This is a genomic window from Xanthomonas sp. 1678, assembly GCF_031455575.1.
Classification (GTDB): Bacteria; Pseudomonadota; Gammaproteobacteria; order Xanthomonadales; family Xanthomonadaceae; genus Xanthomonas_A.
Genome location: NZ_JAVDSZ010000013.1, coordinates 45,240 through 71,493, shown reverse-complemented (window position 1 = coordinate 71,493; position 26,254 = coordinate 45,240). Strand labels below are relative to the sequence as shown.

General features: G+C 64.7%; 19 protein-coding genes. 7 read left to right on the top strand and 12 right to left on the bottom strand.

The genetic code is table 11. From position 1 onward, the window contains the following. Nucleotides 1-14: 14 nt before the first annotated feature. From J2Y70_RS19295 to sucC, 5 genes are all read right to left on the bottom strand, one after another. Complete coding sequence (locus tag J2Y70_RS19295; RefSeq protein WP_309921262.1) at nt 15-1,652, bottom strand: NAD+ synthase; 1,638 nt, start codon at nt 1,650-1,652, stop codon at nt 15-17. Nucleotides 1,653-2,571: 919 nt separating this feature from the next. Continuing rightward, complete coding sequence (locus tag J2Y70_RS19290; RefSeq protein WP_309921259.1) at nt 2,572-4,680, bottom strand: pyrroloquinoline quinone-dependent dehydrogenase; 2,109 nt, start codon at nt 4,678-4,680, stop codon at nt 2,572-2,574. Nucleotides 4,681-4,978: 298 nt separating this feature from the next. After that, nucleotides 4,979-6,886, bottom strand: coding sequence for an acyltransferase family protein (locus J2Y70_RS19285; protein WP_309921256.1), 1,908 nt, complete (start codon nt 6,884-6,886; stop codon nt 4,979-4,981). An 82-nt stretch (nt 6,887-6,968) separates the two neighbouring features. Next, nucleotides 6,969-7,841: a succinate--CoA ligase subunit alpha gene (gene sucD, locus J2Y70_RS19280; protein WP_263395447.1), complete on the bottom strand. Its 873-nt coding sequence runs from the start codon at nt 7,839-7,841 to the stop codon at nt 6,969-6,971. 23 nt (nt 7,842-7,864) lie between these two features. Continuing rightward, the gene (gene sucC / locus J2Y70_RS19275) at nt 7,865-9,028 is read right to left on the bottom strand and encodes an ADP-forming succinate--CoA ligase subunit beta (protein ID WP_145702360.1); all 1,164 of its coding nucleotides are present in this window, start codon (nt 9,026-9,028) and stop codon (nt 7,865-7,867) included. A 287-nt stretch (nt 9,029-9,315) separates the two neighbouring features. On the opposite strand from sucC, the gene J2Y70_RS19270 reads away from it, so the two are divergent. Both J2Y70_RS19270 and J2Y70_RS19265 read left to right on the top strand, forming a co-directional pair. Then, entirely contained in the window at nt 9,316-10,929 is a 1,614-nt protein-coding gene (locus J2Y70_RS19270) for an ATP-binding protein (protein ID WP_309921252.1), read from the top strand. A 73-nt stretch (nt 10,930-11,002) separates the two neighbouring features. Then, nucleotides 11,003-12,391, top strand: coding sequence for a sigma-54 dependent transcriptional regulator (locus J2Y70_RS19265; protein WP_309921249.1), 1,389 nt, complete (start codon nt 11,003-11,005; stop codon nt 12,389-12,391). Nucleotides 12,392-12,551: 160 nt separating this feature from the next. On the opposite strand, the gene pilB is transcribed toward J2Y70_RS19265, so the two are convergent. Beyond that, nucleotides 12,552-14,288, bottom strand: a complete 1,737-nt coding sequence (gene pilB / locus J2Y70_RS19260) for a type IV-A pilus assembly ATPase PilB (RefSeq protein ID WP_263395450.1) — start codon at nt 14,286-14,288, stop codon at nt 12,552-12,554. 150 nt (nt 14,289-14,438) lie between these two features. Between pilB and J2Y70_RS19255 the strand changes: the two genes are divergently transcribed. From J2Y70_RS19255 to J2Y70_RS19245, 3 genes are read left to right on the top strand one after another with little or no spacing between them, the layout of a single operon-like run. Next, entirely contained in the window at nt 14,439-15,296 is an 858-nt protein-coding gene (locus J2Y70_RS19255) for a glycosyltransferase family 2 protein (RefSeq protein WP_309921244.1), read from the top strand. A gap of 23 nt (nt 15,297-15,319) precedes the next feature. Beyond that, nucleotides 15,320-16,522 (top strand): glycosyltransferase, encoded by a 1,203-nt coding sequence (locus J2Y70_RS19250; protein WP_309921241.1) that lies wholly within the window; start codon nt 15,320-15,322, stop codon nt 16,520-16,522. Next, the gene (locus J2Y70_RS19245) at nt 16,519-17,769 is read left to right on the top strand and encodes a hypothetical protein (protein ID WP_309921238.1); all 1,251 of its coding nucleotides are present in this window, start codon (nt 16,519-16,521) and stop codon (nt 17,767-17,769) included. The genes J2Y70_RS19250 and J2Y70_RS19245 overlap by 4 nt, the downstream gene beginning before the upstream one ends. Here the strand turns inward: J2Y70_RS19245 and J2Y70_RS19240 are convergent. From J2Y70_RS19240 to J2Y70_RS19230, 3 genes are read right to left on the bottom strand one after another with little or no spacing between them, the layout of a single operon-like run. Beyond that, entirely contained in the window at nt 17,744-18,907 is a 1,164-nt protein-coding gene (locus J2Y70_RS19240) for a glycosyltransferase (RefSeq protein WP_309921235.1), read from the bottom strand. The two genes, J2Y70_RS19245 and J2Y70_RS19240, sit on opposite strands and share 26 nt — an antisense overlap. Further along, nucleotides 18,908-19,777 (bottom strand): FkbM family methyltransferase, encoded by an 870-nt coding sequence (locus tag J2Y70_RS19235; protein ID WP_309921232.1) that lies wholly within the window; start codon nt 19,775-19,777, stop codon nt 18,908-18,910. Further along, nucleotides 19,774-20,586: a class I SAM-dependent methyltransferase gene (locus tag J2Y70_RS19230; RefSeq protein WP_309921228.1), complete on the bottom strand. Its 813-nt coding sequence runs from the start codon at nt 20,584-20,586 to the stop codon at nt 19,774-19,776. Before J2Y70_RS19230 ends, J2Y70_RS19235 begins: the two co-directional genes overlap by 4 nt. A 112-nt stretch (nt 20,587-20,698) precedes the next feature. On the opposite strand from J2Y70_RS19230, the gene J2Y70_RS19225 reads away from it, so the two are divergent. Next, complete coding sequence (locus J2Y70_RS19225) at nt 20,699-21,814, top strand: glycosyltransferase family 4 protein (protein ID WP_309921226.1); 1,116 nt, start codon at nt 20,699-20,701, stop codon at nt 21,812-21,814. Nucleotides 21,815-21,836: 22 nt separating this feature from the next. Here J2Y70_RS19225 and J2Y70_RS19220 read toward each other — a convergent pair whose 3' ends face one another. The 3 genes from J2Y70_RS19220 to J2Y70_RS19210 form a co-directional block, all read right to left on the bottom strand. Next, nucleotides 21,837-23,636, bottom strand: a complete 1,800-nt coding sequence (locus J2Y70_RS19220; protein WP_309921224.1) for a hypothetical protein — start codon at nt 23,634-23,636, stop codon at nt 21,837-21,839. Between the two features lie 100 nt (nt 23,637-23,736). Further along, on the bottom strand, nt 23,737-24,147 hold the full coding sequence (locus tag J2Y70_RS19215) for a pilin (protein WP_309921217.1): 411 nt from the start codon (nt 24,145-24,147) through the stop codon (nt 23,737-23,739). 62 nt (nt 24,148-24,209) lie between these two features. Next, the gene (locus tag J2Y70_RS19210) at nt 24,210-24,608 is read right to left on the bottom strand and encodes a pilin (protein WP_309921214.1); all 399 of its coding nucleotides are present in this window, start codon (nt 24,606-24,608) and stop codon (nt 24,210-24,212) included. A gap of 383 nt (nt 24,609-24,991) precedes the next feature. Between J2Y70_RS19210 and J2Y70_RS19205 the strand changes: the two genes are divergently transcribed. Then, on the top strand, nt 24,992-26,251 hold the full coding sequence (locus J2Y70_RS19205; RefSeq protein WP_309921211.1) for a type II secretion system F family protein: 1,260 nt from the start codon (nt 24,992-24,994) through the stop codon (nt 26,249-26,251). Nucleotides 26,252-26,254: the final 3 nt, after the last annotated feature.

Sequence of the window (26,254 nt, the reverse complement as noted above, 5' to 3'; positions counted from 1 at the left end):
GCGTTCTCTCCCGCCTACGCCTGATACCCATTGGTGATCGGATAGCGCCGCTCGCGGCCGAACGCGCGCCGCGACACCTTCGGTCCCGGCGCGGCCTGGTGCCGTTTCCATTCGGTGATGCGCACCAGCCGCACCACGTGATCCACCACCTCCGCGGCGTAGCCGGCGGCGACGATCTCGTCGCGCGACTCCTCCTGGTCGACGTAGCGGTACAGGATGCCGTCGAGCACGTCGTAGGGCGGCAGCGAATCCTGGTCGGTCTGGTTGGCGCGCAGTTCCGCCGACGGCGGCCGCGCGATCACCGCCGGCGGGATCACCGGCGCGCCGCCGACCGTGTTGCGCCATTTCGCCAGGCCGAACACCTCGGTCTTGTACAGGTCCTTCAGCGGCGCATAGCCGCCGCACATGTCGCCGTAGATGGTGGCGTAGCCGACCGCGTACTCGCTCTTGTTGCCGGTGGTCAGCAGCAGCCCGCCGAACTTGTTGGCCAGCGCCATCAGGATCACGCCGCGGCTGCGCGACTGCAGGTTCTCTTCGGTGACGTCGGCCTGGGTGCCTTCGAACATCGGGCCGAGCGCTTTCAACAAGCCTTCGAACGCCGGCTCGATCTCCACCGTCTCCAGCTTCACGCCCAGCGCGCGGCATTGCTCGTCGGCCAGGTCGTTGGACAGCCCAGCGGTGTAGCGCGACGGCAGTCGCACCGCGGTGACGTTGTCGGCGCCGAGCGCATCCACCGCCATCGCCAGCACCAGCGCCGAATCGATGCCGCCGGACAGGCCCAGCCACACCTTGGAAAACCGGTTCTTGCGGCAGTAGTCCTGCAACCCGCGCACCACCGCGCGCCAGGCCAGCGCGTCCATGCTCTCGTCGCCGTCGTCGATCCAGCGCAACGGAGTGAACGCGCGCGTCTGCGTCGCGTAGTCCACCACCAGCCATTGGTCGGTGAACGCGGCCGCGGCCGGATGCACGCTACCGTCGCCGTCGGCGACCACCGAGGCGCCGTCGAACACCAGCGCATCCTGGCCGCCGACGACGTTGAGATAGGCCAGCGCCACGCCGGTCTCGCGCACGCGCTCGGCCAGCAGCGCATCGCGCTGCGCGTGCTTGCCGCGCTCGAACGGCGAGGCATTGGGCACCAGCACCAATTCGGCGCCGTGGCGCGCGGTATCGGCCAGCGGCTCGGGGAACCACAGGTCCTCGCAGATCACCAGGCCGACCTGGGTGCCCTTGACCTCGAACACGCAGCTGCCGCCGTCCGGATCGACGTCGAAATAGCGGCGCTCGTCGAACACCGCATAGTTGGGCAGTTCGCGCTTGCGGTAGGTGGTTTCGATGCGCCCGCCGCGCAGCACGCTGGCCGCGTTGTAGACCACGCTGCCGGCGCTCTGCGGCCAGCCGAGCACCGCGACGATGCCGTGCACGCGCACGGCGATGCGCTGCACCGCCAGTTCGCAATCGGCGAGGAAACCGGGACGCAGCAGCAGGTCCTCCGGCGGATAGCCGCTGACCGCCAGTTCCGGGAACAACACGATGTCGGCGCCGTACTCGTCGCGCGCCTCGTCGATCATCGCGATGATCCGGTCGGTGTTCTGGGCCACGGCGCCGACCGGGAAATCGAACTGGGCCATGGCGATGCGAAGGGAAGAAGACATGGACAACCTTGCAGAGGCGGAAGGGGGAAGGCGCGCCGCGATCGCGGATGCGGCGACCGCGCGGCGGACGCGGACGGCATCCGCACGGCGGCAAAGCGCAGTGTAGCGCCGCATCGCGCCGCGGCCGACGACACGGGTTCACCTTTCCGCGCTGTGCCTCATCAGGGAGGGCATGTTGCGGTTCGACTGGCGTACCGTGGGAGGAACTTCAGTTCGGCGGGTTCGGAAGCCGGTCGCTGATGGACTGCGCGTCGCGACTAGAAGTCGCTCCCACAAGGAGCGACACCGGGTGCCGGCTGACTACACTGCGGGAGGGACTTCAGTCCCGACTGGCTCCGAAGTCGATCGCCGGCCGATGGTGGGTCGCGGCTGAAGCCGCTCCTACAAGAGCGAAAATGCGGGGGTGCCGGCTGGGTACACTGTGGGAGGGACTTCAGTCCCGACAGGCTCCGAAGCCGATCGCTGATGGACTGCGCGTCGCGACTGAAGTCGCTCCCACAAGGAGCGACACCGGGTGCCTGCTGGCTGCACTGTGGGAGGGGATTCAGTCCCGACAGGCTCCAAAGTCGGTCGCCGGCCGACGGTGGGTCGCGGCTGAAGCCGCTCCTACAAGAGCGAAAATGCGGGGGTGCCGGCTGGGTGCACTGTGGGAGGGACTTCAGTCCCGACAGGCTCCGAAGCCGATCGCTGATGGACTCCGCGTCGCGACTGAAGTCGCTCCCACAAGGAGCGACCCGGGTGCCTGCTAGCTGCACTGTGGGAGGGACTTCAGTCCCCAACGCATTCCCTAAGCTGGTCGCGGGCCGACGGCAGATCGCTGCTAAGCCACCTCCCACAAGAGCGAACATGCCGGGCGCTGATGGACTCCATGTCGCGACTGAAGTCGCTCTCGCAACGAGCGGCAAGCCCGCGCATCGCCTCAACCGTTGCCGCGGCTGCCGGCCCGCGCGCGGCGGCGGCGGCGCCGGCGCCAGCGCCGCCACAGCGCCACCACGGCCGCGAGCAGCCCCAGCGCGACGACGCCCAGCGTCGCCATGCGCGCGGCCACACCGTGCTGGAACACTACCTCCTTGCCCTGGCCATCGAGCGCGTAAGCGATCACGTAGTCGCCCATCGGCCCCATGCCCTCGCGGCCGCCGGCGGCGATCACCAGGTATTGCTCGCCGCCCACCGCATAGACCGATGGCGTGGCCTGGCCGCCGGCCGGCAGCTTGGCGTCCCACAGGGTCTTGCCGCTGGCGCTGTCGAGCGCGCGCAGGCGGGCGTCGGCGGCCGCGGCGATGAAGGTCAACCCGCTCGCGGTGGTCACCGCGCCGCCGAGCAGCGGCGTGCCCACCTCCAGCGGCAGCCACGGCAACTTCTCTTCCAATGTGCCGAGCGGGCGTTCCCAGGCGATCTTGCGCGTGCGCAGATCGACCGCCACCAGCCGTCCCCACGGTGGCTTGACGCAGGGAATGCCGCCGGACGAGGCCAGCATGCCGCGGCGCATGTAGTACGGCGTGCCTTGCATGTCGTTGAACTGCTGGTCGGGATGGCGCGCGTGGTCGGCCTCGCTGAAGCGTTCGCGCGGGATCAGCGCCACCTGCATCGGCAGGTCCGATACCGGCATGATCGCCAGCTGGCGCTGCGGGTCCACCGCGATCCCACCCCAGTTCACCCCGCCGGCCCAGCCCGGCAGCGCGATCGTGCCGCGCACGCTGGGCGGGGTGAACAGGCCTTCCGAGCGCAGCCCGGCGATCAGCGCCTCGCACTCGCGGCGTGCGCCCGGCGTGGCTCCCCAGGCATCCGCGGCGGTCAACGGCGTGTGCCGCGCCAGGCGCAGCGCCGGCTCGGGCATCGGCTGGGTCGGCGAAACGCGCTCGCCAGGCACATCCGTCGCCGGCACCGGCACCTCGCTGATCGGGAACACCGGGGCGCCGTCGCGACGGTCGAAGGCGAACAGGAAACCGGTCTTGGTCGCCTGCAGCACCGCCTCGCGCGGTCCCTGCGCGGTCTGCACCGTCGCCAGCACCGGCTGCGAGGCCAGGTCGTAGTCCCACAGGTCGTGATGCACCAGTTGCTGCGCCCACACCCGGCGGCCGCTGTGCAGGTCGAGTGCCACCAGCGAATTGGCGTCGCGGTTGTCGCCGAGGCGCTCGCCGCCGTAGTAGTCGGGGCTGGCCGAGCCGGTCGGCACGTAGACCAGACCCAACGCCAGGTCCACCGCCAGCGGCGCCCAGGCATTGCCGCCGCCGACCGTCGCGGCCTGCTCCGGCTGCCAGCCGGCCGCCGCCGCGGCGTCGGGCGCACGCGGCACCGGATCCCAGCGCCACAGCTCGCGGCCGCTGCGCACGTCGTAGCCGCGCACCACGCCCTGCTCCAGCGCATGCCCGCGGTTGTCGCCGATCGAACTGCCGACCACCATCACCTCGCCGGCCACCACCGGCGGCGAAGTCACCGCATAGTTGGCCCAGGCATCGCTGGGCGCATCGTGCACATCGACACCGGCATGCAGATCGATGCTGCCAGCATTGCCGAACCCGGCGCAGGGCCGGCCGTCGGCGGCGTCCAGCGCGATCAGCCTTGCATCCAGGGTGCCGAACACGATGCGCTCGCGGCATGCGCCCGCCGCGGCCTGCGCGTCGCGCCAGAAACTCACCCCGCGCGAGGCCGGATCGCTGTAGTGCTTGCCGCGCGCGACCTTGGCGTCGAACGACCACAGCTCGCGGCCGCTGGCCGCATCCAGCGCGAAGGCGATGCCGGTGCCGGTGACCAGGTACATGCGCCCGTCCACCACCAGCGGATTGGCCTCGAAGCGGCGCCGTTCCGGATCGGGCAGGCCCGCGCCGAGCTCGCCGGTGCGGAACGACCAGGCGATGCGCAGCCGCCCGACGTTGTCCGGGGTGATCTGGGTCAGCGGCGAATGCTGCCCGCCGCCGGGCGCCCCGGCATAGCTGGACCAGTCGCCCGGCGCCGCCGCACAGATCCCGCCGACGCCGAGCGCCAGTCCCGCACCGCACACCGCTGCCCGCCATCCACTGATCGCCATTCCGCTTCCCGTCGCATCCGAAGTGCCGAGCAGTATCGACAACGCTTACTCGCCCGCAGCGGCCGAGGGAGCGCCGCGGTCGTCCCGGTGACCAGTGGTGGCCGGGCAGGGACGAATGGCAAGGCGGAAAGACCGGGCGTTCGGCTCATGCGCGTTCCGGCACGACCCAGCTGCTCGCCGACCTCGTTCCGGGGTAGGCGTAACGGCGCCAGTGCTTCGTCCATTGCCAGGACCGCCAAAGGAACCCATTGCACGCCATCGTGCTATCGGTCCGATGCCAGGCCGCGCGCTAGCCACTTCAACGGGCGGACGGTTCCAGCGCGGCCTCCAGCGCTGGCGCCAGTTGCAGAACATAGTTCGCGTTGAGATGTTGTCCATCCCGATACAGCAGCAAACCGTTGCGCTCGGCAGAACAGCTCTGCCCTGGGCAGACCGCGTCCCCCAGATCGACCAATCGCACCGCCGGATGGCCTGCGACAGCGGCCTGCAGCCGCGCGATGAGCGCGCTGGGCCGGACCTGCTGCAACGGTACGCTGCAATCCCGTGCCGAGTGCCCGCTCTGCCCATAACGCGCCAGCGCGCACTGCGGGCCATCGAACGGCAAAAGCGGCGTCGGCGCGAGCAGCACGGTGCGCTCCGAAGCTCCCTCGATCCGCGTCAGGAACCGGCGCGTCCCGCGCTCCCAATCCGCCGGATCGATCGCATAGGCCGCCGAAGAGCCCAGCACCAGCAACGTCGGTGGCCGCTCGTGCAGATACGCCACCACGCGATCCCGCCAACGCTCGCATTCCACGTAGCGACGGTTGATCCGTGGATAGACAAATGGATGATCGATCATCGGGCACGACGACTTGGTCAGAACCACGAGGTTCCAGCCGCGGGCGCGGGCGATGCTCTCCAGCGCGGTCGACCATTGCGCCGCTACGCTGTCGCCCGCCAGCACCACGGTCGGAGCTTCTTCGGACGTGGCACTGACCAGGGTGCAAGGGACGAGGCGGTCGGCATGGAACCACTCATCGCAGCCGGGCTGCCGGTAGAGCGCCGGTGTGGCCAGGGTCGTCAGCAAAGCCTGGCTCCGCGCATCTGGAGGCTGGCCAGGAACGAAAGCCACCTGCTCCCACATCATCGCCGCATAGGCCAACAATGCCGATACGAGTACGCCAGCCAGCACCCAGGTGGTTGCCTTGCCTCGTTCCATCGTACGAACGCGCTGTTCGACAAGTCTCCAACTGAGCCACGCGGGAACCAGCGACAGCGCCGCCGCCACGAGTCCGACCGCTGGAGTGCGGCCGGCCAACGAGAAACCCAGGACCAGAACGGGCCAATGCCAGAGATACCAGCTGTACGACAAGCGACCAAGGAATCGTAGCGGCATCACCTCCAGCCAAGCGTCCCGCCAGCCTTGCGGGCCGTTCAACAACAGCAACGCAGCGGCAACCGTCGGTAACAGCGCCCATGCTCCCGGATACGAGATCCGATCCGGCGCCAGCCAGAGTGCCGCAACGACCAGTAGCAGAAAGCCGATGGCGCGAGCGGCATGGACCCACCGCAGCGAAAGGCGCGCCTGGCCGACAGAGAGCTGGACTCCCGCACCCAACGCCAATTGCCAAAGGCGACACGGCATCTGGTAATAGGCATGCAACGGCTCCAGCGCGGTAGCCGCTATCGTCAATCCGAAACCCAGCGCCACCAGCGCCCAGACGAGCATCGTCGCGCCGCGCCGGCGTCCAAGCTTCCAGGCGAGGCCAATGAGCGCGGGCCAGATCAGGTAGAACTGCTCCTCGGCACTCAGCGACCAGGTATGCAGATAGAGATTGGTTTCGGCTCCCTGGTCGAAATAGCCGGAATCGGCACCCGCGAAAAATATGTTCGACGCCCACAGCGCGGCCCAGCGCGCGGCTTCGGCCTGTTCGCCCCAACTGCTCCTGGGCAGCAACCAGAGCGCAAGCGCCGCACTCGCCAGAAGCATGACGCCGAATGCTGGAAGCAACCGTCTGATGCGGCGCGCGTAGAACTGCCGGACATCGATGCTGCCGGTCGCCTGCAATTCCTGCTGCAACAAGCCGGTGATGAGAAACCCGGAGATGACGAAGAAGACATCCACGCCCACGTAGCCGCCAGGCAGAAAGGGAAGCTTGGCGTGGGCCAGCACCACCATCAGCACCGCGATGCCGCGTAGACCTTCGATCTCGTTACGGAACCTCACCCCTGCCCGCCCCCTTTTGACTCCGGACATAAGAAGGCCCGCACGAGGGCGGGCCTTCTGACTGCTACTTCCACACTTGCAATTACTTCACCAGCGAAGCGATCGCCGCACCCAGGTCGCCCGGCGAGCGGACGGTCTTGACGCCGGCCGCTTCCATCGCCGCGAACTTGCCGGCGGCGGTGCCCGAACCGCCCGAGGCGATCGCACCGGCATGGCCCATGCGCTTGCCCGGAGGGGCCGAGGCGCCGGCGATGAAGCCGACCACCGGCTTCTTGACGTGGGCCTTGATGTACTCGGCGCCGGCTTCCTCGGCGTCGCCGCCGATCTCGCCGACCATGATGATGCCCAGGGTCTGCGGGTCTTCGTTGAACAGCTTGAGGCAGTCGACGAAGTTCAGGCCGTTGATCGGGTCGCCGCCGATGCCGATGACGGTGGACTGGCCCAGGCCGGCCGCGGTGGTCTGCTTGACCGCTTCATAGGTCAGCGTGCCCGAACGCGACACGATGCCGATCTTGCCCGGCATGTGGATGTGGCCCGGCATGATGCCGATCTTGCACTCGCCCGGGGTGATGACGCCGGGGCAGTTCGGACCGACCAGGGTCACGTCCGGGTGCGACTTCAGCACGTTCTTGACGCGCAGCATGTCCAGCACCGGGATGCCCTCGGTGATGCAGATGATGACCTTGATGCCGGCCGCGGCCGCTTCCAGGATCGCATCGGCCGCGAACGGCGGCGGCACGTAGATCACCGACGCATCGGCGCCGGTAGCCTCGACCGCTTCGCGCACGGTGTTGAACACCGGCAGGTCGATGTGGGTGGTGCCGCCCTTGCCCGGGGTCACGCCGCCGACGACCTGGGTGCCGTACTCGACCATCTGGGTCGCGTGGAAAGTACCCTGCTGGCCGGTGAAGCCCTGCACGATGACTTTCGTGTTCTTGTTGATCAAAACAGACATGAATTCTTCCTAGTCTCGTGGGTTCAGGCAGCGACGGCTGCGACGGCCTTCTTGGCGCCATCGTTGATGTCGTCGGCCGGGGTGATGGCCAGGCCGGATTCGGCCAGCAGCTTCTTGCCCGCCTCGACGTTGGTGCCTTCCAGACGCACCACGACCGGCACCTTGACGTCCACTTCCTTGACCGCGGCGATGATGCCCTCGGCGATCATGTCGCAGCGGACGATGCCGCCGAAGATGTTGACGAAGATCGCCTTGACCTTGTCCGACGACAGGATCAGCTTGAACGCCTCGGTCACGCGCTCCTTGGTGGCGCCGCCGCCGACGTCCAGGAAGTTGGCCGGCGAACCGCCGTTGAGCGCGATCACGTCCATGGTGGCCATGGCCAGGCCGGCGCCGTTGACCATGCAGCCGATGTTGCCGTCCATGGTCACGTAGTTCAGGTCGTACTCGCTGGCGCGCACTTCGGCCTCGTCTTCCTGGGTCTTGTCGCGCATGGCGGCCAGATCCTTGTGGCGGAAGGTGGCGTTGTCGTCGGAGTTGACCTTGCCGTCGAGCGCGTACAGGTCGCCGCTGTCCAGGATCGCCAGCGGGTTCAGTTCGACCAGCGCCAGGTCCTTCTCGTTGAACAGGGTGTACAGGCCGCCCATGATCTTGGCCAGCTGGTTGGCCTGCTTGGCGGTCAGGCCGAGCTTGAAGCCGATCTCGCGCGCCTGGTACGGCTGCAGGCCTTCGACGAAGTTGACGTTGAGGGTCTGGATCTTCTCGGGGGTCTCGGCCGCGACCTGCTCGATGTCCACGCCGCCTTCCGACGAGGCGATGTAGGTGATCGACTGGGTGCCGCGGTCGACCAGCACCGACAGATACAGTTCCTTGGCGATCTCGCCGGCCTCGGTGACCAGCACCAGGCTGATCGGCAGAGCCACGCCGGCGGACTGGTAGGTTTCCATCGAGGTGCCGAGCATCTTGGCCGCAGCGGCCTTGACGTCGTCGGTGGTCTTGCAGAACTTCACGCCGCCGGCCTTGCCGCGGCCGCCCGCGTGGATCTGGGCCTTGACCATCCAGGGGCCATTGCCCAGGGCATTGGCCGCTTCGACGGCTTCTTCGGGCGTGGACGCGACGCGTCCGGCCGGGACCGGGATGCCGTAATCGGCAAACAGTTGTTTCGCCTGGTATTCGTGGAAATTCATGCGTCACCGTGGGAAGAGGAACGACCGTCCCGCAGCGCTCCGGGCCTTGATGGCGGCCGGAAGGGTACGGACGGGCTGCATATTGTCGCCGACCCTGGGCGACGGCGCAAAAGCGCCGGTCCGGCCCCCGTGTGAAGCCGCCCGCGGCCTGGCCCGGCCCGTGCCGCGTCCGGCCCGCCCTCGGCCGGGCGGGCGCCACAGCCGCCGGCCCCGATTGCGTGCCTGCCATCGCATTCCCCGGCGCGACGCCTATACTCGCGCCGTCCGCCGCCTGGCTGGAGTCCGGCTTGCCCACAAGCGCTTCGCTCATCGACCGCATCGAGTCCATCCCCCGCCGCGAGCTGTATTTCTTCGCGCTGTACCGGGTGCTGGTGGCCGGGCTGATCGCGGCCTTGGTGTTCAGCCCATTGAGCGTGCTGGTCGGCGCACCGCGGTTCCCGCAGTTGGCGGTCGGGCTGGCGGGCGCCTACCTGGCCGTGGCGCTGCTGCTGCTGCTGTGGGGCCGCAACGAGCGCCATCTGACCGCCATCGTGTTCTGCAGCGCGACCGCGGACATCGCCGCGGCCACCCTGGCCGCGCACGCGCTGCCGGCGGCCAGCGCCGGCATCGCGATGATGCTGCTGTTCAACGTCGCCGCCGCGGCGATGCTGCTGCGGCTGCGCTACGGCTTCGGCGTCGCCCTGACCGCGGCCGCGGCCACGCTGCTGGAATACCTGTGGACCGCGCTGGACGGCGGCGAGAACACGCGCAGCCTGGCCGAACTAGCGATGTTCGCCACCAGCTACCTGGCCGTGGCCTACATCTGCTACCAGATCGGGCAGCGCGCGCGCAGCAGCCAGACGCTGGCCGACCAGCGCGGCGCGGAAGTCGCCAATCTCTACGAAATCAACGAGTTGATCATCCGTCGCATGCGCACCGGAGTGCTGGTGGTGGACGCGCAGAACCGCGTCACCCTGGCCAACGAGGCGGCCTCGGCCCTGCTCGGCGACGCCGACGGCAACAGCGGCAGCGGCCGCCTGGACCTGCTCAGCGCCGCACCGGAACTGGCGCGGCGCCTGCAGCGCTGGCGCAACGGCTGGAACCAGGAAGAGACGCCGCTGCAGCTGTCGCCGGACCAGCCGGAAGTGCAGCCGCGCTTCGCCCGGCTGCTGATGGAAGGCGACCTGACCCTGGTGTTCCTGGACGATGCGACGGTGGTGTCGCGACGCGCCGAATCGCTGACCCTGTCGGCGCTGGGCCGGTTCTCCGCCAGCCTGGCGCACGAGATCCGCAACCCGCTGGCCGCGATCAGCTACGCCTCGCAGTTGCTGGAGGAGTCGCCGGCGATCGGCGATGCCGACCGCCGCCTACTGCAGATCATCCACATGCAGTGCCAGCGCACCAACGGCATCGTCGAGAGCGTACTGGGACTGGCCCGGCGCGAGCGCTCCAATCCGGAGAACCTGGACCTGGGCGTGTTCGTGCGCCGCTTCGTGCTGGAATACCAGCAGACCATGTCGATCGAGACCGACAGCCTGGAGGCCATCGCCGCGCCGAAGGCGGTGCACGCGCTGGTCGATCCCAAGCACCTGCACCAGATCCTCAGCGCGCTGGTGCACAACGCGCTCAAGTACGGACGGGTGATGGAGGAGCCGGCGCGGGTGCGGCTGCGCGTGGCGGTGCAGGAGCGCAACGCGATCGTCGATGTGATGGACCGTGGCCCCGGCATCCCGGAGACGGTGGCCGCGCAGCTGTTCCGCCCGTTCTTCACCACCTCCGAGCACGGCACCGGGCTGGGCCTGTACATCGCCCGCGAGCTGTGCCGGGCCAACCAGGCGCGGCTGGAGTACGTGCCGGTGCCGGCCGGCGGCGCCTGTTTCCGCGTGGTCCTGCCCGGCCCGCACACCATGCTCGCGAACTGAGCGCCGCACCGGCACCCCCCGTGGCGTCGAAAAATTGGCGCTGGACCCTGGACCTGGGCTATCTTTTCCCCACATGAACGAAACCCGAAGCGCCCTTGTCGTCGACGACGAACGCGACATCCGCGAACTGCTGGTACTGACCCTGGGCAGGATGGGGCTGCGCATCAGCACCGCCGCCAATCTCGCCGAAGCCCGCGAACTGCTGGCCAGCAACCCCTACGACCTGTGCATCACCGACATGCGCCTGCCCGATGGCAATGGCATCGAGCTGGTCAGCGAGATCGCCCGCCACTATCCGCGCACGCCGGTGGCGATGATCACCGCGTTCGGCAGCATGGACCTGGCGGTGGAAGCGCTGAAGGCCGGCGCCTTCGACTTCGTCAGCAAGCCGGTGGACATCCACGTGCTGCGCGGCCTGGTCAAGCACGCGCTGGAACTCAACAACACCGAGCGCGCCGCGCCGCCGGCGCCGCCGCCGGAGCAGGCCAGCCGCCTGCTCGGCGCCTCGACCGCGATGGACGCGCTGCGCGCCACCATCGCCAAGGTCGCGCGCAGCCAGGCGCCGGTGTACATCCTCGGCGAGTCCGGCGTCGGCAAGGAACTGGTCGCGCGCACCATCCACGAACAGGGCGCGCGCGCGGCCGGGCCGTTCGTGCCGGTCAACTGCGGCGCGATCCCGGCCGAACTGATGGAAAGCGAGTTCTTCGGCCACAAGAAGGGCAGCTTCACCGGTGCCCACGCCGACCAGGCCGGCCTGTTCCAGGCCGCGCAGGGCGGCACCCTGTTTCTGGACGAAGTGGCCGAACTGCCGCTGCCGATGCAGGTCAAGCTGCTGCGCGCGATCCAGGAGAAGTCGGTGCGCCCGGTCGGCGCCGCCACCGAGGTGCCGACCGACGTGCGCATCCTGTCGGCCACCCACAAGGACCTGGCCGACCTGGTCGCCGACGGCCGCTTCCGCCACGACCTGTACTACCGCATCAACGTGATCGAACTGCGCGTGCCGCCGCTGCGCGAGCGCGGCGGCGACCTGCCGCAACTGGCCGCGGCGATCCTGGCGCGGCTGGCCAAGAGCCATGGCCGGATCACCCCGCTGCTGTCGCCGTCGGCGCTGGACGCCCTGAACCGTTACGCCTTCCCCGGCAACGTGCGCGAACTGGAGAACATCCTCGAGCGCGCCCTGGCGATGGCCGAGGACGACCAGATCAGCGCCGCCGACCTGCACCTGCCGCAGCCCGGCAACAGCGCCCGCGCCGCGGCCGAAGCCGCCCCCGCGCTGCCGCCCGGCGTGGTCGACATCGACCCGACCTCCTCCGCCCTGCCCTCCTACATCGAGCAGCTCGAACGCGCCGCGATCCAGAAGGCGCTTGAGGAAAACCGCTGGAACAAGACCCGCACCGCCGCGCAGCTCGGCATCACCTTCCGCGCGCTGCGCTACAAGCTCAAGAAGTTGGGGATGGAGTAGAAGAGCTGGGATTGGGGAATTGGGATTGGGGATTCGTAAAAGCGCGCCCCCCTGCCCTGCACCTAATTCGGCCCAGGTAGAAAAAAGCCGGATCAAGGCCCCCAGATGAAGCGCCGCTGCGCTGGCATTCACGAATCCCGAATGCCGAATCCCAGCTCCATCAGTCCTTGGTGACGCGATTGATCTCGGCCAAGCTGGTGATGCCGTTGCGGGCCTTGAGCAGCGCCGACTGGCGCAGGTCCTTGACCCCGATCTTCTGCGCCGCCTCGGCGATGTCCATCGCGTTGCCGCCCTGCAGCACGATCGCCGCGATCTCGTCGTTCATCGGCATCACCTGGTAGATGCCGGTACGCCCCTTGTAGCCTTCGGTGCACTCGTCGCAGCCGACGGCCTCGAACAGCTGGATGCCGGCGGCGATTTCCGCCGCGCTGAATCCCTCGGCCAGCAGCGCATTCTCCGGAAGCTGGCTGGGCCGCTTGCAGTTGTTGCACAGGCGCCGCGCCAGGCGCTGCGCGATCACCAGCGTTACCGAACTGGTGATGTTGTACGGCGCGATGCCCATGTTCATCAGGCGCGCGATGGTCTGCGGCGCATCGTTGGTATGCAGCGTGGACAGCACCATGTGACCGGTCTGCGCCGCCTTGATCGCGATCTCGGCGGTCTCCAGGTCGCGGATTTCGCCGACCATGATGATGTCCGGATCCTGGCGCAGAAACGAGCGCAGCGCCACGGCGAAAGTCATGCCGCGCTTGTTGTTCTGCTGCACCTGGTTCACGCCGGGCAGGCGGATTTCCACCGGATCCTCGGCGGTGGAGATGTTGCGGGTATCATCGTTGAGGATGCCCAGCGCGGTATACAGCGACACCGTCTTGCCCGAACCGGTCGGGCCGGTCACCAGCACCATGCCGTAGGGCTTGTGGATCGCGTCCAAGAACAGCTTCTGCTGCTCCGGCTCGTAGCCGAGTTTGTCGATGCCCAACTTGGCCGCGCTGCCGTCGAGGATACGCAACACGATCTTCTCGCCGAACAGCGTCGGCAAGGTGCTGACACGGAAGTCGATCTGCTTGCTCTTGGACAGGTTGAGCTTGATGCGCCCGTCCTGCGGCACCCGCTTCTCGGCGATGTCCAGCTGCGACATCACCTTCAGTCGCGCCGCAATGCGCTGGTTGAGCTTGACCGGCGCCTTGGCGACGCTCTTGAGCAGGCCATCGATGCGCAGCCGCACCCGGTAATCGTCCTCGTACGGCTCGAAATGGATATCCGAGGCGCCGCGGCGGATCGCATCGACCAGCATCTTGTTCACGAACTTGACCACGGGCGTATCGTCGCCCTTGGCATCGACGCCGGTATCGCCGCCGCTGCCCATGTCCTCGTCGCCGGCGCCGACCTCGAGGTTGTCCATGCCCTCCTCGTCGTCGCCCAGCGCATTGCCGATCGCATCGCTGCGCGCCTGCCACTGCTCCAGCGTGCGCCTGATCTGGTCCTCGTCGACCAGGATCGGCTCGACCGTCAGATTGGTATGGAACTTGATGTCGTCCAGCGCCCGGGTCTGGGTCGGATTGCTGATCCCGACGAACAGCCGCGTACCGCGCTTGAACAGCGGCAGCACTTGGTGCTTCTGCAGCAACTCCTCGCTGACCAGCTTGATCGCGCTCTGGTTGGCATCGAACACCGACACATCCAGCAGCGGCATCCCAAATTCCACTGCGTTAGCGGCGGCCAGTTGCGCCGCGGTGGCCAGCTTCTTCTCCGAGAACCACTGCGGCAGCGGGATCTTGGCCTCGGCGGCATGCGCCATCGCGGTCCGCGCGACCGCCTCCTCCACCGCGCCATCCTGAACCAGGCGGCGCGCGATGCCGGTGATGCCAACCAGGTTGGCCGAGACAGCTGCATTCATGGAAAAGCCCCCGTTCTTGCGGACCAAAGATACTGCAAATTCCGCGCAACCGCTTCCGGCACAGTAGCAAACGCAGGCGGCATTGCTACGCGCCACGAATCCGGCCGCGACTGGGATTACCATAGCCGACGGGGAACTAGGGGTCGACCTTTGGACAAGATCAGCATCATCCTGCCAGCCAAGAACGAGGTGGCCGGTCTGTCCCGCACGCTGCCGCGGCTACGTGAGGAAATGCCGGATGCCGAGATCATCGTGGTCGACGACGGCTCGACCGATGCGACCGCGCAGGTCGCGCGCGACCATGGCGCCCGGGTCATCGGCAGTCCCTACTCGATGGGCAATGGTGCGGCGATCAAGCGCGGCGCACGGGCCGCGGGCGGCGACATCCTGGTGTTCATGGACGCGGATGGACAGCACGATCCAAGCGACATCCACAAACTGCTGGCCAAGCTCGGCCAGGGCTACGACATGGTCGTCGGCGCCCGCGACAGCAGCGGCCAGGCGAGCGTGCACCGCGGTCTGGCCAACCGCTTCTACAACTGGCTGGCCAGCCGCATGACCGGCTTCGAGGTGAAAGACCTCACCTCCGGCTTCCGCGCCGTCCGCGCGGACCGGTTCCGCGAATTCCTGCACCTGCTCCCGAACGGGTTCAGCTACCCCACCACCAGCACCATGGCCTTCTTCCGCAGCGCCTATCCGGTCGCCTACGTGCCGATCCCCGTCGCCAAGCGGGTCGGCAACGGCAGCCATATCCGCCCCATGAAGGACGGCATCCGCTTCCTGCTGATCATCTTCAAGATCGCCACGTTGTATTCGCCGCTGAAGCTGTTCGTCCCGGTCTCGATGGCATTCTTCGCCCTCGGACTCGCCTACTACGGCTATACCTTTGCGACGATGCACCGTTTCACCAATATGAGCACGTTGTTGTTCAGTGCGGCGGTGATCATTTTTCTGATCGGGCTGATTTCCGAGCAGATCACCAATCTGACGTATCGGCGCGACGCCTGAATGCACGCGGTGCGAGCCGAAACATGACCAAGCCGACACTCTTGGTGCTGGCCTCCACCTATCCTCGCTGGCGCGACGACCCAGAGCCTGGCTTCGTCCATGAGCTTGCCAGGCGCTTGACCGGCCGCTTTCGGGTCGTGGTGCTGTGCCCCCACGCGAATGGGGCGCTTGAGTACGAAACGATGGATTCAGTTGAAATCCATCGTTATCGATATGCCCCACAGCGCTGGGAAACGCTGGTGAACGACGGCGGCATGGTTTCCAACGTGCAACACAGTCCTTGGAAGGCGCTCCTGCTGCCTGGATTCTTCATCGGCCAGTTGTTCGCTGCCTATCGTGCCGTCCGCAGGTATCGCCCGACCGTCGTTCATGCACACTGGCTGATACCGCAGGGCATCGTTGCCACAGCACTGAGCTTTGTCGGTCCTTCCTCGCCCTTTCTGGTCACATCCCATGGCGGAGATCTGTACGCGCTGAAGTCGTGGCCTTTTCGCTGGATCAAGCGCGCTGTGATACGGCGATCGGCGCGACTGGCCGTCGTCAGCGAAGGCATGCTGCAGCAGGTCGCCGCTCTGGGTGCAGACATGTCCAAGGTGGTGGTGGAGCCGATGGGGGCGGATCTTTCCGGCAGGTTCGTTCCCGACCCCACCGTGCCACGGTCGCGTACGGAGATACTGTTCGTCGGCCGGCTCGTGGAAAAAAAAGGCCTTCGTTTCCTGATCGCTGCGATGCAAGCGATCCGGGCTGCCGTACCCGGTGCCACGTTGACAGTTGCCGGGTTCGGACCCGAACTGGAGACGCGCAAGGAACAGGTCCGCGACCTGGAACTGCAGGACGCCGTCCGCTTTCTGGGTGCGGTTCCCCAGTCGGAGCTTCCCTCCCTCTACCGCCGCGCCGCCTTGTTCGTCGCTCCTTTTGTCGAGGCAACAAGTGGCGACCAAGACGGCCTCGGGCTCGTGTTGATAGAAGCACTGGGCTGCGGTTGCCCGGTCGTGGTCTCGGCCATCCCTGCGGTCCAGCGCTTGACCGAGACATGCAATGGAGTGCATACGGTGCCGCCGGGTAGCACAGCAGCATTAGCCGACGCCGTTTCGCGCCTGATCCGCTCACCGCAGCCGGTCGATCCAAACGAAGTGCAAGGCTTTGATTGGCATGTGCGTGCCGGAGCATACGCCGCATTGTTGGAAACCATGATGCGACGACGCGAAGTCGCTTCTCCACGATGAACGCCAAGTTCCGCATGCCAAAACTGGGCTGGCTGGCACGCAACACTCTGGGCACGACGCTCTGGCACGCTTTGCGAGTAGGCAGCCAACTCGTCTGGGTACTGCTGTTGGCGCGTGTACTCGGGGCATCCGGATACGGAAACTACTCCGGCATTGCCGGCCTGGCCGTTGCACTGGGAGGCTTCGCCGGCTTCGGGCTTGGTTTGCGCATGTACCAAGATACCGCGCGCGACCAGACCTTGTTCCCCATGAGATGGCAGCAGGCGGGGCGCGCCTTGGCATGGAGTACACCGCTGCTTTTGCTTGCGTACGTAGTGCTTGGGAGCGCCATCTTCCACCAGCCGGGCGGCTGGATACTGCTCGGCATCGGGCTATCGGAAATTCTGTTCGCACCGATCATCGCGCAGGTCGCCTCCGCATACGCGGCCCATACACTGGTGCTGCAAGCAGCGGCGGTACCCGTTGCAGGGTCCTTGGCAAGGGTTGCCGCGGTCGCCGCCTTCATGCAGTTCGAATCTGGCCAAGGGCTTTCCTTGTACGTCTGGCTGCATCTGACAGCGCTGGCCGCTTGCGCCATCTTGTTGCGGCACGGCTGCACAAGGCGGCTACTGGCAAACTCGCCAAACCACTCGCTTGCCTGGAGCGACTTGCGAGCCGGCATCGGACTTTCCGGCATCTGGGCAAGCACGATGGCCTGGACCTCCGTGGACAAGACGTTCGCATTGCGCTGGGGAGGCGAAGCGGTCGCAGGGAACTTCACCGCAGCTCAGCGATTCACTGGGCTGGCGACACTCCCGATCGAAGGACTCATCGGTGCGGCGCTGCCTCGCATGTTTCGGCAGGGAGCCGGCATGAACGAGCACCCATTCATGATGCACGCGCTGCTCGCATGCACCTTTGCCTACGGGTTGGCCGCGGCCCTGTTTCTTTACTTCGCATCGGGCGCCATCGTCGCGATATTGGGCAGCGACTTCGCATCCGCCGCGCCCGTCGTAAAGCTGCTCGCCTGGTGCGCGCCCATCAGTTGCATGCGGATCCTGTTGGCGCACTGGCTCCTGGCGAGAAGCGACATCCGGGCCAGGGTACTGCTGGAGACGATCGGCCTTTGCGTCCTGGCGTGCGCAATGTTCGCCCTCACCCCCACGCGAGCAGCATTAGGCTCCGCATGGGCCATGATCGCAGGCGAATGCACCTTGGTGCTTCTGTTCTCCATCCGCCTGATCACGCATCGGGCGAGCGCGACCTGACGTGAACTCGCGGCCGGAGTTCCGCGACAAGCTCTTCATAAGCGTCGATTGATTTTTGCACGCCGAACTCTGCCGCCCGTTGCCTCAACACGTCAGGCTCGACACGGCACCTGCCGTCGATGACACGGATCAACGCTCCGGCCAGCGCATCGCGATCGCCACAGCGGACAAGCTGCCCGAACCGCCCATCCTCCAGGATTTCGCGCGGTCCGTCGGGACAATCCGTCGAAACCACCTGGGTCCCGCACGCCATCGCCTCCACGAGAACATTGCCGAAGCCCTCGTAGTCTGAGCACAGGACCAGGACGTCGGCCTGGCGAATATAGGGCAAGGGATTGGCGACATAGCCAAGCCGCTTGCAAATTACACCCAATCCAGCCTCATCCATCCATTGCGACACCCGGGACTCCAGGGGCCCAGTTCCAATCAGCAGCAGCCGCGCGGGCTCTTGAGTGAGGACGCGAGAAAATGCGCGAAGCAGGAGATCAAGACGCTTCTCCGGCGAAAATCGGCCGACGAAGACGACGGTGGGAACGCTCCGGTCCGGCCACGGCCAGTCCACCTGTTGCAAAGAACGCAGTTCGCAGTCCGACGCCACCACCGGATTGTGGATCACGCTGACCCTGTCCGGCGACAGCGCCAACTCAGAGCGCATATCGCTAGCCACCGCTTCGGACACGGCGACACACGAATCGGCACGGGGGAAAAGCACCCGCATCGTGCGCCTGAGCAATTCAAGCTTCAACCGCTTGGCGCCACGACTCGCCATCCTCGGAGCCGATACCGACAGGTGCTGGGTAACCACCACGCGTATTGGATTTCGGGAAACGCACTTCAAAAGCAGGACAAGACAAGCCACATCGTTGGACGTCGTGAAAATTACATCTGGCGCCTGCCGCCGCCACTCACGCCAGAGACCCGATAGAAAATGAAAAGAACCTCGCGGCGCGATTTCAACAACCGGAACGCTCGCCGCAAGCCCATCAATGGGATGCGCAAGCACCTGCCCCGCGACAAGCTTGACCTGGTGACCTTGAAGGCAAAGCCCATTGGCGAGCGCAACCTGTACGCGCTCAAGGCCTCCATGACCGAATCGGCTCAGGAGAAGCCAAATACTGACTGGCTCAGGATCGGTCATCTAACCGGCGACGGTACAAAGCACGTTCTGGTAAGGCCCGAGAGAGGAACGGTCGACTTTCCTTAACGTCCCATCGGACCGGATGACCTGGAACCTATATCCGAACTCCTGCAGGTAGTCCAATATCTCGCCCGGATCGTACCCCGCCTTCAACGAGGATTCCTGCTGGACCTCCACGATCAACGAGGGCCTGTGCTTCCCCAGGGTGAGCCTCGCTCCTTGAAGACAGGGCAACTCGGCACCCTCGATATCGACCTTGATGACGTCGACCTTGCTGAGTGGGTTCGCGTCGAGATAAGCGTCCAGCGTCGTTATTTCGACCTCCTGAAGTGCGTGGTCGTGCGACGGCGTTCCGAACAGGCTGCCCAGCCCATGATGCTCGTCTCCAAGCTCTCCTTGCCCGCAGGAAGCGAAGATCGGTACATGGTCATGTCGATTCGACAGCCCTTGACGTACCACCGTGACGTTGCTGAGATCGTTTCGCATCACATGGCTGCACAACGTGTCGGCGAGGCTGTCGACAGGTTCGAACGAAACGACCCTTCCTGCCTGCCCCACGCGCTTCGCCGCCACCAGTGTGATTTCACCGATATTGGCACCAACATCGATGACGCTCATGCCGGGCGCCAGGATGCGGTCCAACAAGGCCACGATGCCCTGGCTGTAGTACCCCATCCAGAAGATGCGCCGCTGCATGTGTTCCGTCAAAGACAGGTCCATCGCCATGTCGCCGTCAAAATCTCCGATGCTGACCACGGCCCTGTGATGCCGGAAGAGCCGCCTCATGATGGATTGAGGAGCATTGAACCGGCCGCCAAATGAGAACGCTCTGGCAGAGGCACGGAGACCGAGCAAGGTATTGGCCTTCACCTGTACACCCCCTTGTCCGGCGCGTGATTCAGCTTGCGCAGGACATAGATGTGGCACGACGAGCCCAGCAAAAACGAGAGACTCTGCCTCCGCGAGATCGACAACTTATGCGCAAATGAATTGCACATCGTGTAGAAGATACCGGTCGACTGTGTCGTGACGGCCTCAAAGCCCCCCTTTCGGAACGTTCTCGACCACCACGAGCGGGAAAAATAGAATGTCTCCGTCAAGACGTTGCCTCTTTCTCCGTGCCTCGAAGGAAACAGCGTCTTCCGCCATTCATCGAAGCCCGATGGGGTCTTTGGGATTGCAAGGGAATTCTCGCCCTCAACTGGCGCTTTCGTGGAGGTGGAAACCCGTTGCAGCACCCGGCGCGCCAGCCAGAGATAGTGGCCAGGGATGCTCCAGAGACGGCAAGAGCTACTGGGCAGCACGTGCACAGCATGACCATCGCGCTTGAGCACGCGCCTCGTCTCATCCAGGATGCGGTCGATGTCCGCGACATGCTCGAGAACGTTCGAGGAAAAAACGACATCGAACGCGCCATCGGCAAATGGCAGCGTGCGTCCATCGTAGTCCTCGACTTCGAAGACCCGTGCATCATGGTAGTGGCTGCTTGGCAAATCGACCGCGCTCACCTCATAGCCAGCATCCCTCAGCATCAAGGCCTGCTGACCAGTCCCCGCCCCGAGCTCCAGGACGGTTACCGTCCGGCCAGGCGCAGGAACTGGAAAGAACGCAAGGGCCTGCCGCAACTCGTATGCCCGAATCGCCTGCAAGCTCTTGAGATGATGTTCGCTGGCGGACATTGACGACTCTGGAGTGCGAGATCTGGCTGCGGTTAATCTAACGCCTGCACGGTAAGCTTGCCAGACCGCCGCGCGCGCGGCGCTTCAGCGCCGATCGACAGGAAATGCCCGAGTGAAGATATTGGTGGTATGCAAGCGGCAGTACTCGGACAAGGATCTCCTTGAAGACCGCTTCGGGCGACTGTACGAGCTTCCTCGCGAACTGGCCCGGCAGGGCCACTCGGTGCGCGTCTGCGCGCTCAGCTATCGCCGGCGCCCGGAAGACGCCACTCCCAAGCCAGACGATCTCGGCGTCCAGTGGCATTCGATCAACGCACTGCCACAGGGCCTTCTTCGCCATTTCCAGTGGCTCGACACAGCGACCTCCCGCTGGCGTCCAGATGTCGTGTGGGCCAGTTCAGACATGCTCCAGGCGGTGCTTGCCGCCAAATGGGCGATCAAACGAGACGTTCCCTACGTCATCGATCTCTATGACAACTATGAGAGCTTCGGGCTCTCGCGGCTACCCGGCCTGTCTGGCGCATTTCGATCGGCTTGCCGCCGCGCGTATGCATTGACAACGGTCAGCCACGCCCTTGCGGAGTATGTCCGTGGGGACTACCGCGTAGCCGGTCCTGTCCACGTCGTGGTGAATGGCGTGAACACGGAGATCTTTCACCCCCTCGACAAGCACTCCTCCAGAACCGCGTTGGGACTGCCAGTCGATGCGCGCCTGATCGGTACAGCAGGGGCGCTGACTTCGAGTCGGGGCATCAGCGATCTTTTTGACGCTTTCATCCAACTGGCCCAAGGCATGCAAGACCTTTGGCTGGTTCATGCCGGGCCAACCGATCGAACAGTTCGCCGCTATCGGCACCCTCGCATCATCGACTTGGGGAGACTTCCGCAGACCGAGGTACCCCGTGTCCTGGCGTCGTTGGACGTCGGGGTCGTATGCAACCAGAGTTCGACGTTCGGACGCTACTGCTTCCCGCTGAAACTGCATGAAATGTTGGCGATGCGCATTCCGTTGGTGGCCACAGCACTGGGGGACGTTGCACAGGTACTGGACAACCATGCGCCCTGTCTTTACGAGCCAGGCAATGTGGAGATGCTGGCGGACCGCATTTCTACGCAGTTGGCACATCCCTCAGTTCGCGCAATCCGCATACCGACTTGGCGCGATTGCGCAATCATGCTCGATTCGGCACTTCGGGCTACAACCGCCGGCGCGTCGACGCAGACGTGACGCGACGCGTGGAGTCCCACACCTATTTCAGCATGCCGAGTTCTTTGGCCCTTTCATGCGCGACAGACGCCTGCTCTTGATGCCCTTCCTGAAGCAGCGTGGAAATCATCTTGGCGACAAACGCAGTGTCCGATCTGCCCGCCTCCACTGCTCTAGTGAACATCAGGTTGGCAAACGTGGCGTCATGCAGGTAGGTCAGGCCATAGTCGCCGAATTGGGCATACATGAAAGCAGGGACGCCGTCCCGATTGGCCAGCGCGACACATGCCTCCTTTAGCTTCCCGTCGTCGATCGCCACACCGCGCTTTCGCCGTTGAATCAGGTCAGAGATGGATGATACGACATCCGCCGAAAGCGGCTTTGTTTTCAGCTTCGAGATCAAGCCTGACCACCACTCGTTTTTGACCGGCTTGCCATAGGCCAGCGCCATCAGAATGAGCCCCTGCTCGGGCAGCGTCGATGCGCTTGGCAGAGCGGCAGCAGCCTCGAACTGTTGCTCGGCCAAGCTGTACAAGGGCGAATCGCCGTCGCCATTGGCGCGTTCCACGAGCGCAATGGCAAGACCGGTTCTCGCCCGCGCGGACTGTGGATTCACGTCCACCAGTTCATTGAAGAAAAGGAACCCATTGCCCCACGTTGCCGAACGAATGGCGCAAAGACCAACCATGAAGACGACTACAGCAGCAACACCGACATATTTGATTGCAGGACCATCCCTCACCGGGATGATGCGCACCAATTCGGCAAACACAAGGAATACTCCGAGCAACGGGAAATAGTTCCTGTGCTCAAAAACAAGCTCGAGATCTATCGCGTTGCTTGTCAACAGGTGCCCCGCAAAAAACCAGAAGATCCCGAGCGAAAGCAACGGCATCGCTCGCCGCGCAAGCCATCCCACGCAAAGTAGAGCGACGATAAAGAGCCACGAAAAAATTGTCGTTATCGGCGAGAGCAGCCCGACAGACTTCGGATAGGAATCGTAATAAAAAATCAAACTTTTCGGCAACGGCAGGGCGATCTGCTGAAGGTAAAGAACCAATACCCTCCCCTGGGTAAGCAAGCGCTCATAGAGCGTGAAATCCCTTCCTTGGAAGGCACCAGGCTGAAGCGCCCGCGGCAAGAGCCACCCGAAGAATATCGCGCTCGCGACCAACCCGAACGCCAAATACAAGGCGATCAGCAGACCCCTATCTCGCCGGTTATTCGCAGCAAAGCGGAACAGACAAACTTCCAGCGAGAAGGCATACGCGCCGAAAAGCGCAGCGGATTCCTTGGACAACAGCCCAACCAAGGCGAGCGCCCCGGAAAAGCAGAGCCATCCCCACCCGGAACCTCCTTCTATCTGCCGTTGTCTTCCATGCAGGTAGACAATGAGCGCCAGCAACACGAACGTCAGCGACAGCGACTCCATTCGCTGAACTACATACAGTACCGTAGACACCTGGAGGGGATGCACGGCCCACAGCAAGGCGACGACCAGGCAATAGCCGATCCCACGCCGAACAGACGTCGTGGCGGCACCGCGTGTCATCTTCAACAACAGGGCAAACACCAGCCATGCGTTGACGACATGGACCGCCACCCCGGTCAACTTATAGCTCCAAGCATTTTCGCCCGAGAAGTACCAGTTCAGAGCAAAACTCAAGGTAGCCAACGGCCTGCCGACGGAGCCCGGCTCGTAACCCATGGCCGCGCTTTTCAAGCTTTGGAAGTTTAATGCAGCAAGATGGATCTTCGCGTTGTCAACGATGTTCGGGTAATCGTCGAACAAGAATGGTCCCGTCAGCCCAGGCCAATATACGGCCAGAACGACGATCGCCAATACGACAACTCCAAACCACGGGGAGGCAACCAACGCACGCAAGGTTGGCGGATTCGCCATCACAAGATCCCCGGACCGTAGTCTCTACTCAGAAAATCAATCATCCACATCCTTCAGGCCGATACTTCTCGGGCAAATCGCTGCCATCGCAACTCCACAGGCCGGACATGCTCCGACGCAAGGATAGTGTAGATCCAGCCACCCTGTCGTTCCCAGCGAGGACGCAACTAATGTCGCCCACACCACTGGTCACATCGACAAACGCTGATATTTGTGGACAACGCACGGATGAAGCCAGTCCGACATAGGCAGCATCTATCTCACTCCCCCTGCCGTCGTTGAACGCCGTCTCAAACCCTACCTGGCCCCCACGAATTTCGCTCAGTGCAACGGCGACCTGTGATCGCGAGACATAATCGATGTAGCCCTGAAGGGCGATTGTAGAAAGAATCGCCACTATAGCGACCACCACCATCAACTCAATCAAGCTGAACCCATTTTCGTTGCGCATACGCCCCCCAAAAAAAGAAAGCCCCACTAACGCGGGGCTTTCTTCAAGCGATGGCAAAAAAATTACGGGCAGGTGCTCGGACGATACTTGGTATCAGCGGTGGTGCTGCACTTCCAGTTACCCGATGCCGTGCGGGTCCATGCAATGGTCTGGGTGCCAACGCCTGCGCCACCGAGCATCGTGCAAGTGATATTACCGGCGTCGCCTGGTGTAACCGCGATGTTCGAGCAGCGGGTGGTCGTAGTGGTCAGACCAATATCGGTAGCATTGAAAGAGGTCTTACCTTCATTCGTCAGCACTTCGAACTGCGTCTTGCCCGGGGTGATGTCGGACAGGGCCGCGGTGACCTGCGACTTGCGCACGTAGTTCTGGTAGGCCGGCAGCGCGATCGCGGCCAGGATGGCGATGATCGCGACGACGATCATCAGTTCGATCAGGGTAAAGCCCTGCTGCTTCTTCATGGTGAATCCCCTAGAGATGGTGTGTAAGTTGGCAGACACTCCGCCCGCGGAGCTTGCTACCCCTCGAGCGCCGCGCGGCAGAGCGCCACGTGCGGGTGATGCAAGCAGGCCGCGTGCCAACTTCCCCACGCGCACCCTATGCTCCCCAGGGCGCATGATGCCCCATCGAATGCCGCCCGACACGGGCAAAGAATGGATTTGCGACGCGCTTTCACCTCTGCCAGGATGGGTCACAAAGTGACGCACAACGTCACCTTTCGGGATTTGGCCGCCTGCATCCCGGGACTCCGCCTTGACCATCGACCGCTGATGCCAGACGCCGCGGAAACCGATACCATGCCGGTCATGTCCGCCTGGGGATGGCTGGACGGGGAGCACACCTGATGTCCGCAACTCGTAGCGCAGTACCCAAAGAGCCCGCCGCGCGCAATACCAGCCAGCAGTTGCCGTTCGTCTGGGAGGGGACGGACAAGCGCGGCGTCAAGATGAAGGGCGAGCAGACCGCCAAGAACGCCAACCTGCTGCGCGCCGAGTTGCGCCGCCAGGGCATCACGCCGTCGGTGGTCAAGCCCAAGCCCAAGCCGTTGTTCGGCTCTGCCGGCAGCAAGATCAGCGCGAAGGACATCGCCTTTTTCAGCCGCCAGATGGCGACGATGATGAAGTCGGGCGTCCCGATCGTCGGATCGCTGGAGATCATCGGCAGCGGGCACAAGAACCCGCGCATGAAGAAGATGGTGGATCAGGTTCGCACCGACATTGAGGGCGGTTCGTCGCTCTACGAGGCGATCAGCAAGCATCCGATCCAGTTCGACGAGCTCTATCGCAACCTGGTCAAGGCCGGCGAAGGCGCCGGCGTGCTGGAGACCGTGCTGGAGACGGTCGCGACCTACAAGGAAAACATCGAAGCGCTGAAGGGCAAGATCAAGAAGGCCTTGTTCTACCCGGCCATGGTCATGGCGGTCGCCCTGCTGGTCAGTTCGATCCTGCTGGTGTGGGTGGTGCCGCAGTTCGAGGATGTGTTCAAGGGCTTTGGTGCGGAGCTGCCGGCGTTTACGCAGATGATCGTAGCTGCATCGCGCTTCATGGTTGCCTATTGGTGGATGCTGCTGATCGTCTTGGTCGGCACCATCGTCGGCTTCATCTTCGCCTACAAGCGCTCGCCGTCGATGCAGCACGGCATGGACCGGCTGATCCTGAAGGTGCCGATCATCGGCCAGATCATGCACAACAGCTCGGTGGCACGCTTCTCGCGGACGCTGGGCGTGACCTTTCGCGCCGGCGTGCCTCTGGTGGAGGCGCTGGACATCGTCGCCGGCGCCACCGGCAACAGCGTTTACGAGAAGGCCGTGCTGCGCATGCGCGACGACGTGTCGGTCGGCTATCCGGTCAACGTGGCGATGAAGCAGACCAACCTGTTTCCGCATATGGTCATCCAGATGACCGCCATCGGCGAAGAGGCCGGTGCGCTGGATGCGATGCTGTTCAAGGTGGCCGAGTACTTCGAGCAGGAAGTGAACAATGCGGTGGACGCGCTGAGCAGCCTGATCGAGCCGTTGATCATGGTGTTCATCGGCACCATCGTCGGCGGCATGGTCATCGGCATGTACCTGCCCATCTTCAAGCTGGCCTCCGTCGTTGGATAAGCA

Excerpts from the sequence above, each read along its gene's own strand:
- J2Y70_RS19245 (WP_309921238.1), top strand. The coding sequence starts at position 16,519 with ATGAACGCCAAGTTCCGCATGCCAAAACTGGGCTGGCTGGCACGCAAC.
- pilB (WP_263395450.1), bottom strand. The coding sequence starts at position 14,288 with ATGAATGCAGCTGTCTCGGCCAACCTGGTTGGCATCACCGGCATCGCG.
- J2Y70_RS19215 (WP_309921217.1), bottom strand. The coding sequence starts at position 24,147 with ATGCGCAACGAAAATGGGTTCAGCTTGATTGAGTTGATGGTGGTGGTC.
- J2Y70_RS19210 (WP_309921214.1), bottom strand. The coding sequence starts at position 24,608 with ATGAAGAAGCAGCAGGGCTTTACCCTGATCGAACTGATGATCGTCGTC.
- J2Y70_RS19295 (WP_309921262.1), bottom strand. The coding sequence starts at position 1,652 with ATGTCTTCTTCCCTTCGCATCGCCATGGCCCAGTTCGATTTCCCGGTC.
- J2Y70_RS19205 (WP_309921211.1), top strand. The coding sequence starts at position 24,992 with ATGTCCGCAACTCGTAGCGCAGTACCCAAAGAGCCCGCCGCGCGCAAT.
- J2Y70_RS19265 (WP_309921249.1), top strand. The coding sequence starts at position 11,003 with ATGAACGAAACCCGAAGCGCCCTTGTCGTCGACGACGAACGCGACATC.
- J2Y70_RS19230 (WP_309921228.1), bottom strand. The coding sequence starts at position 20,586 with ATGTCCGCCAGCGAACATCATCTCAAGAGCTTGCAGGCGATTCGGGCA.
- sucC (WP_145702360.1), bottom strand. The coding sequence starts at position 9,028 with ATGAATTTCCACGAATACCAGGCGAAACAACTGTTTGCCGATTACGGC.
- J2Y70_RS19250 (WP_309921241.1), top strand. The coding sequence starts at position 15,320 with ATGACCAAGCCGACACTCTTGGTGCTGGCCTCCACCTATCCTCGCTGG.
- sucD (WP_263395447.1), bottom strand. The coding sequence starts at position 7,841 with ATGTCTGTTTTGATCAACAAGAACACGAAAGTCATCGTGCAGGGCTTC.
- J2Y70_RS19240 (WP_309921235.1), bottom strand. The coding sequence starts at position 18,907 with ATGACCGATCCTGAGCCAGTCAGTATTTGGCTTCTCCTGAGCCGATTC.
- J2Y70_RS19290 (WP_309921259.1), bottom strand. The coding sequence starts at position 4,680 with ATGGCGATCAGTGGATGGCGGGCAGCGGTGTGCGGTGCGGGACTGGCG.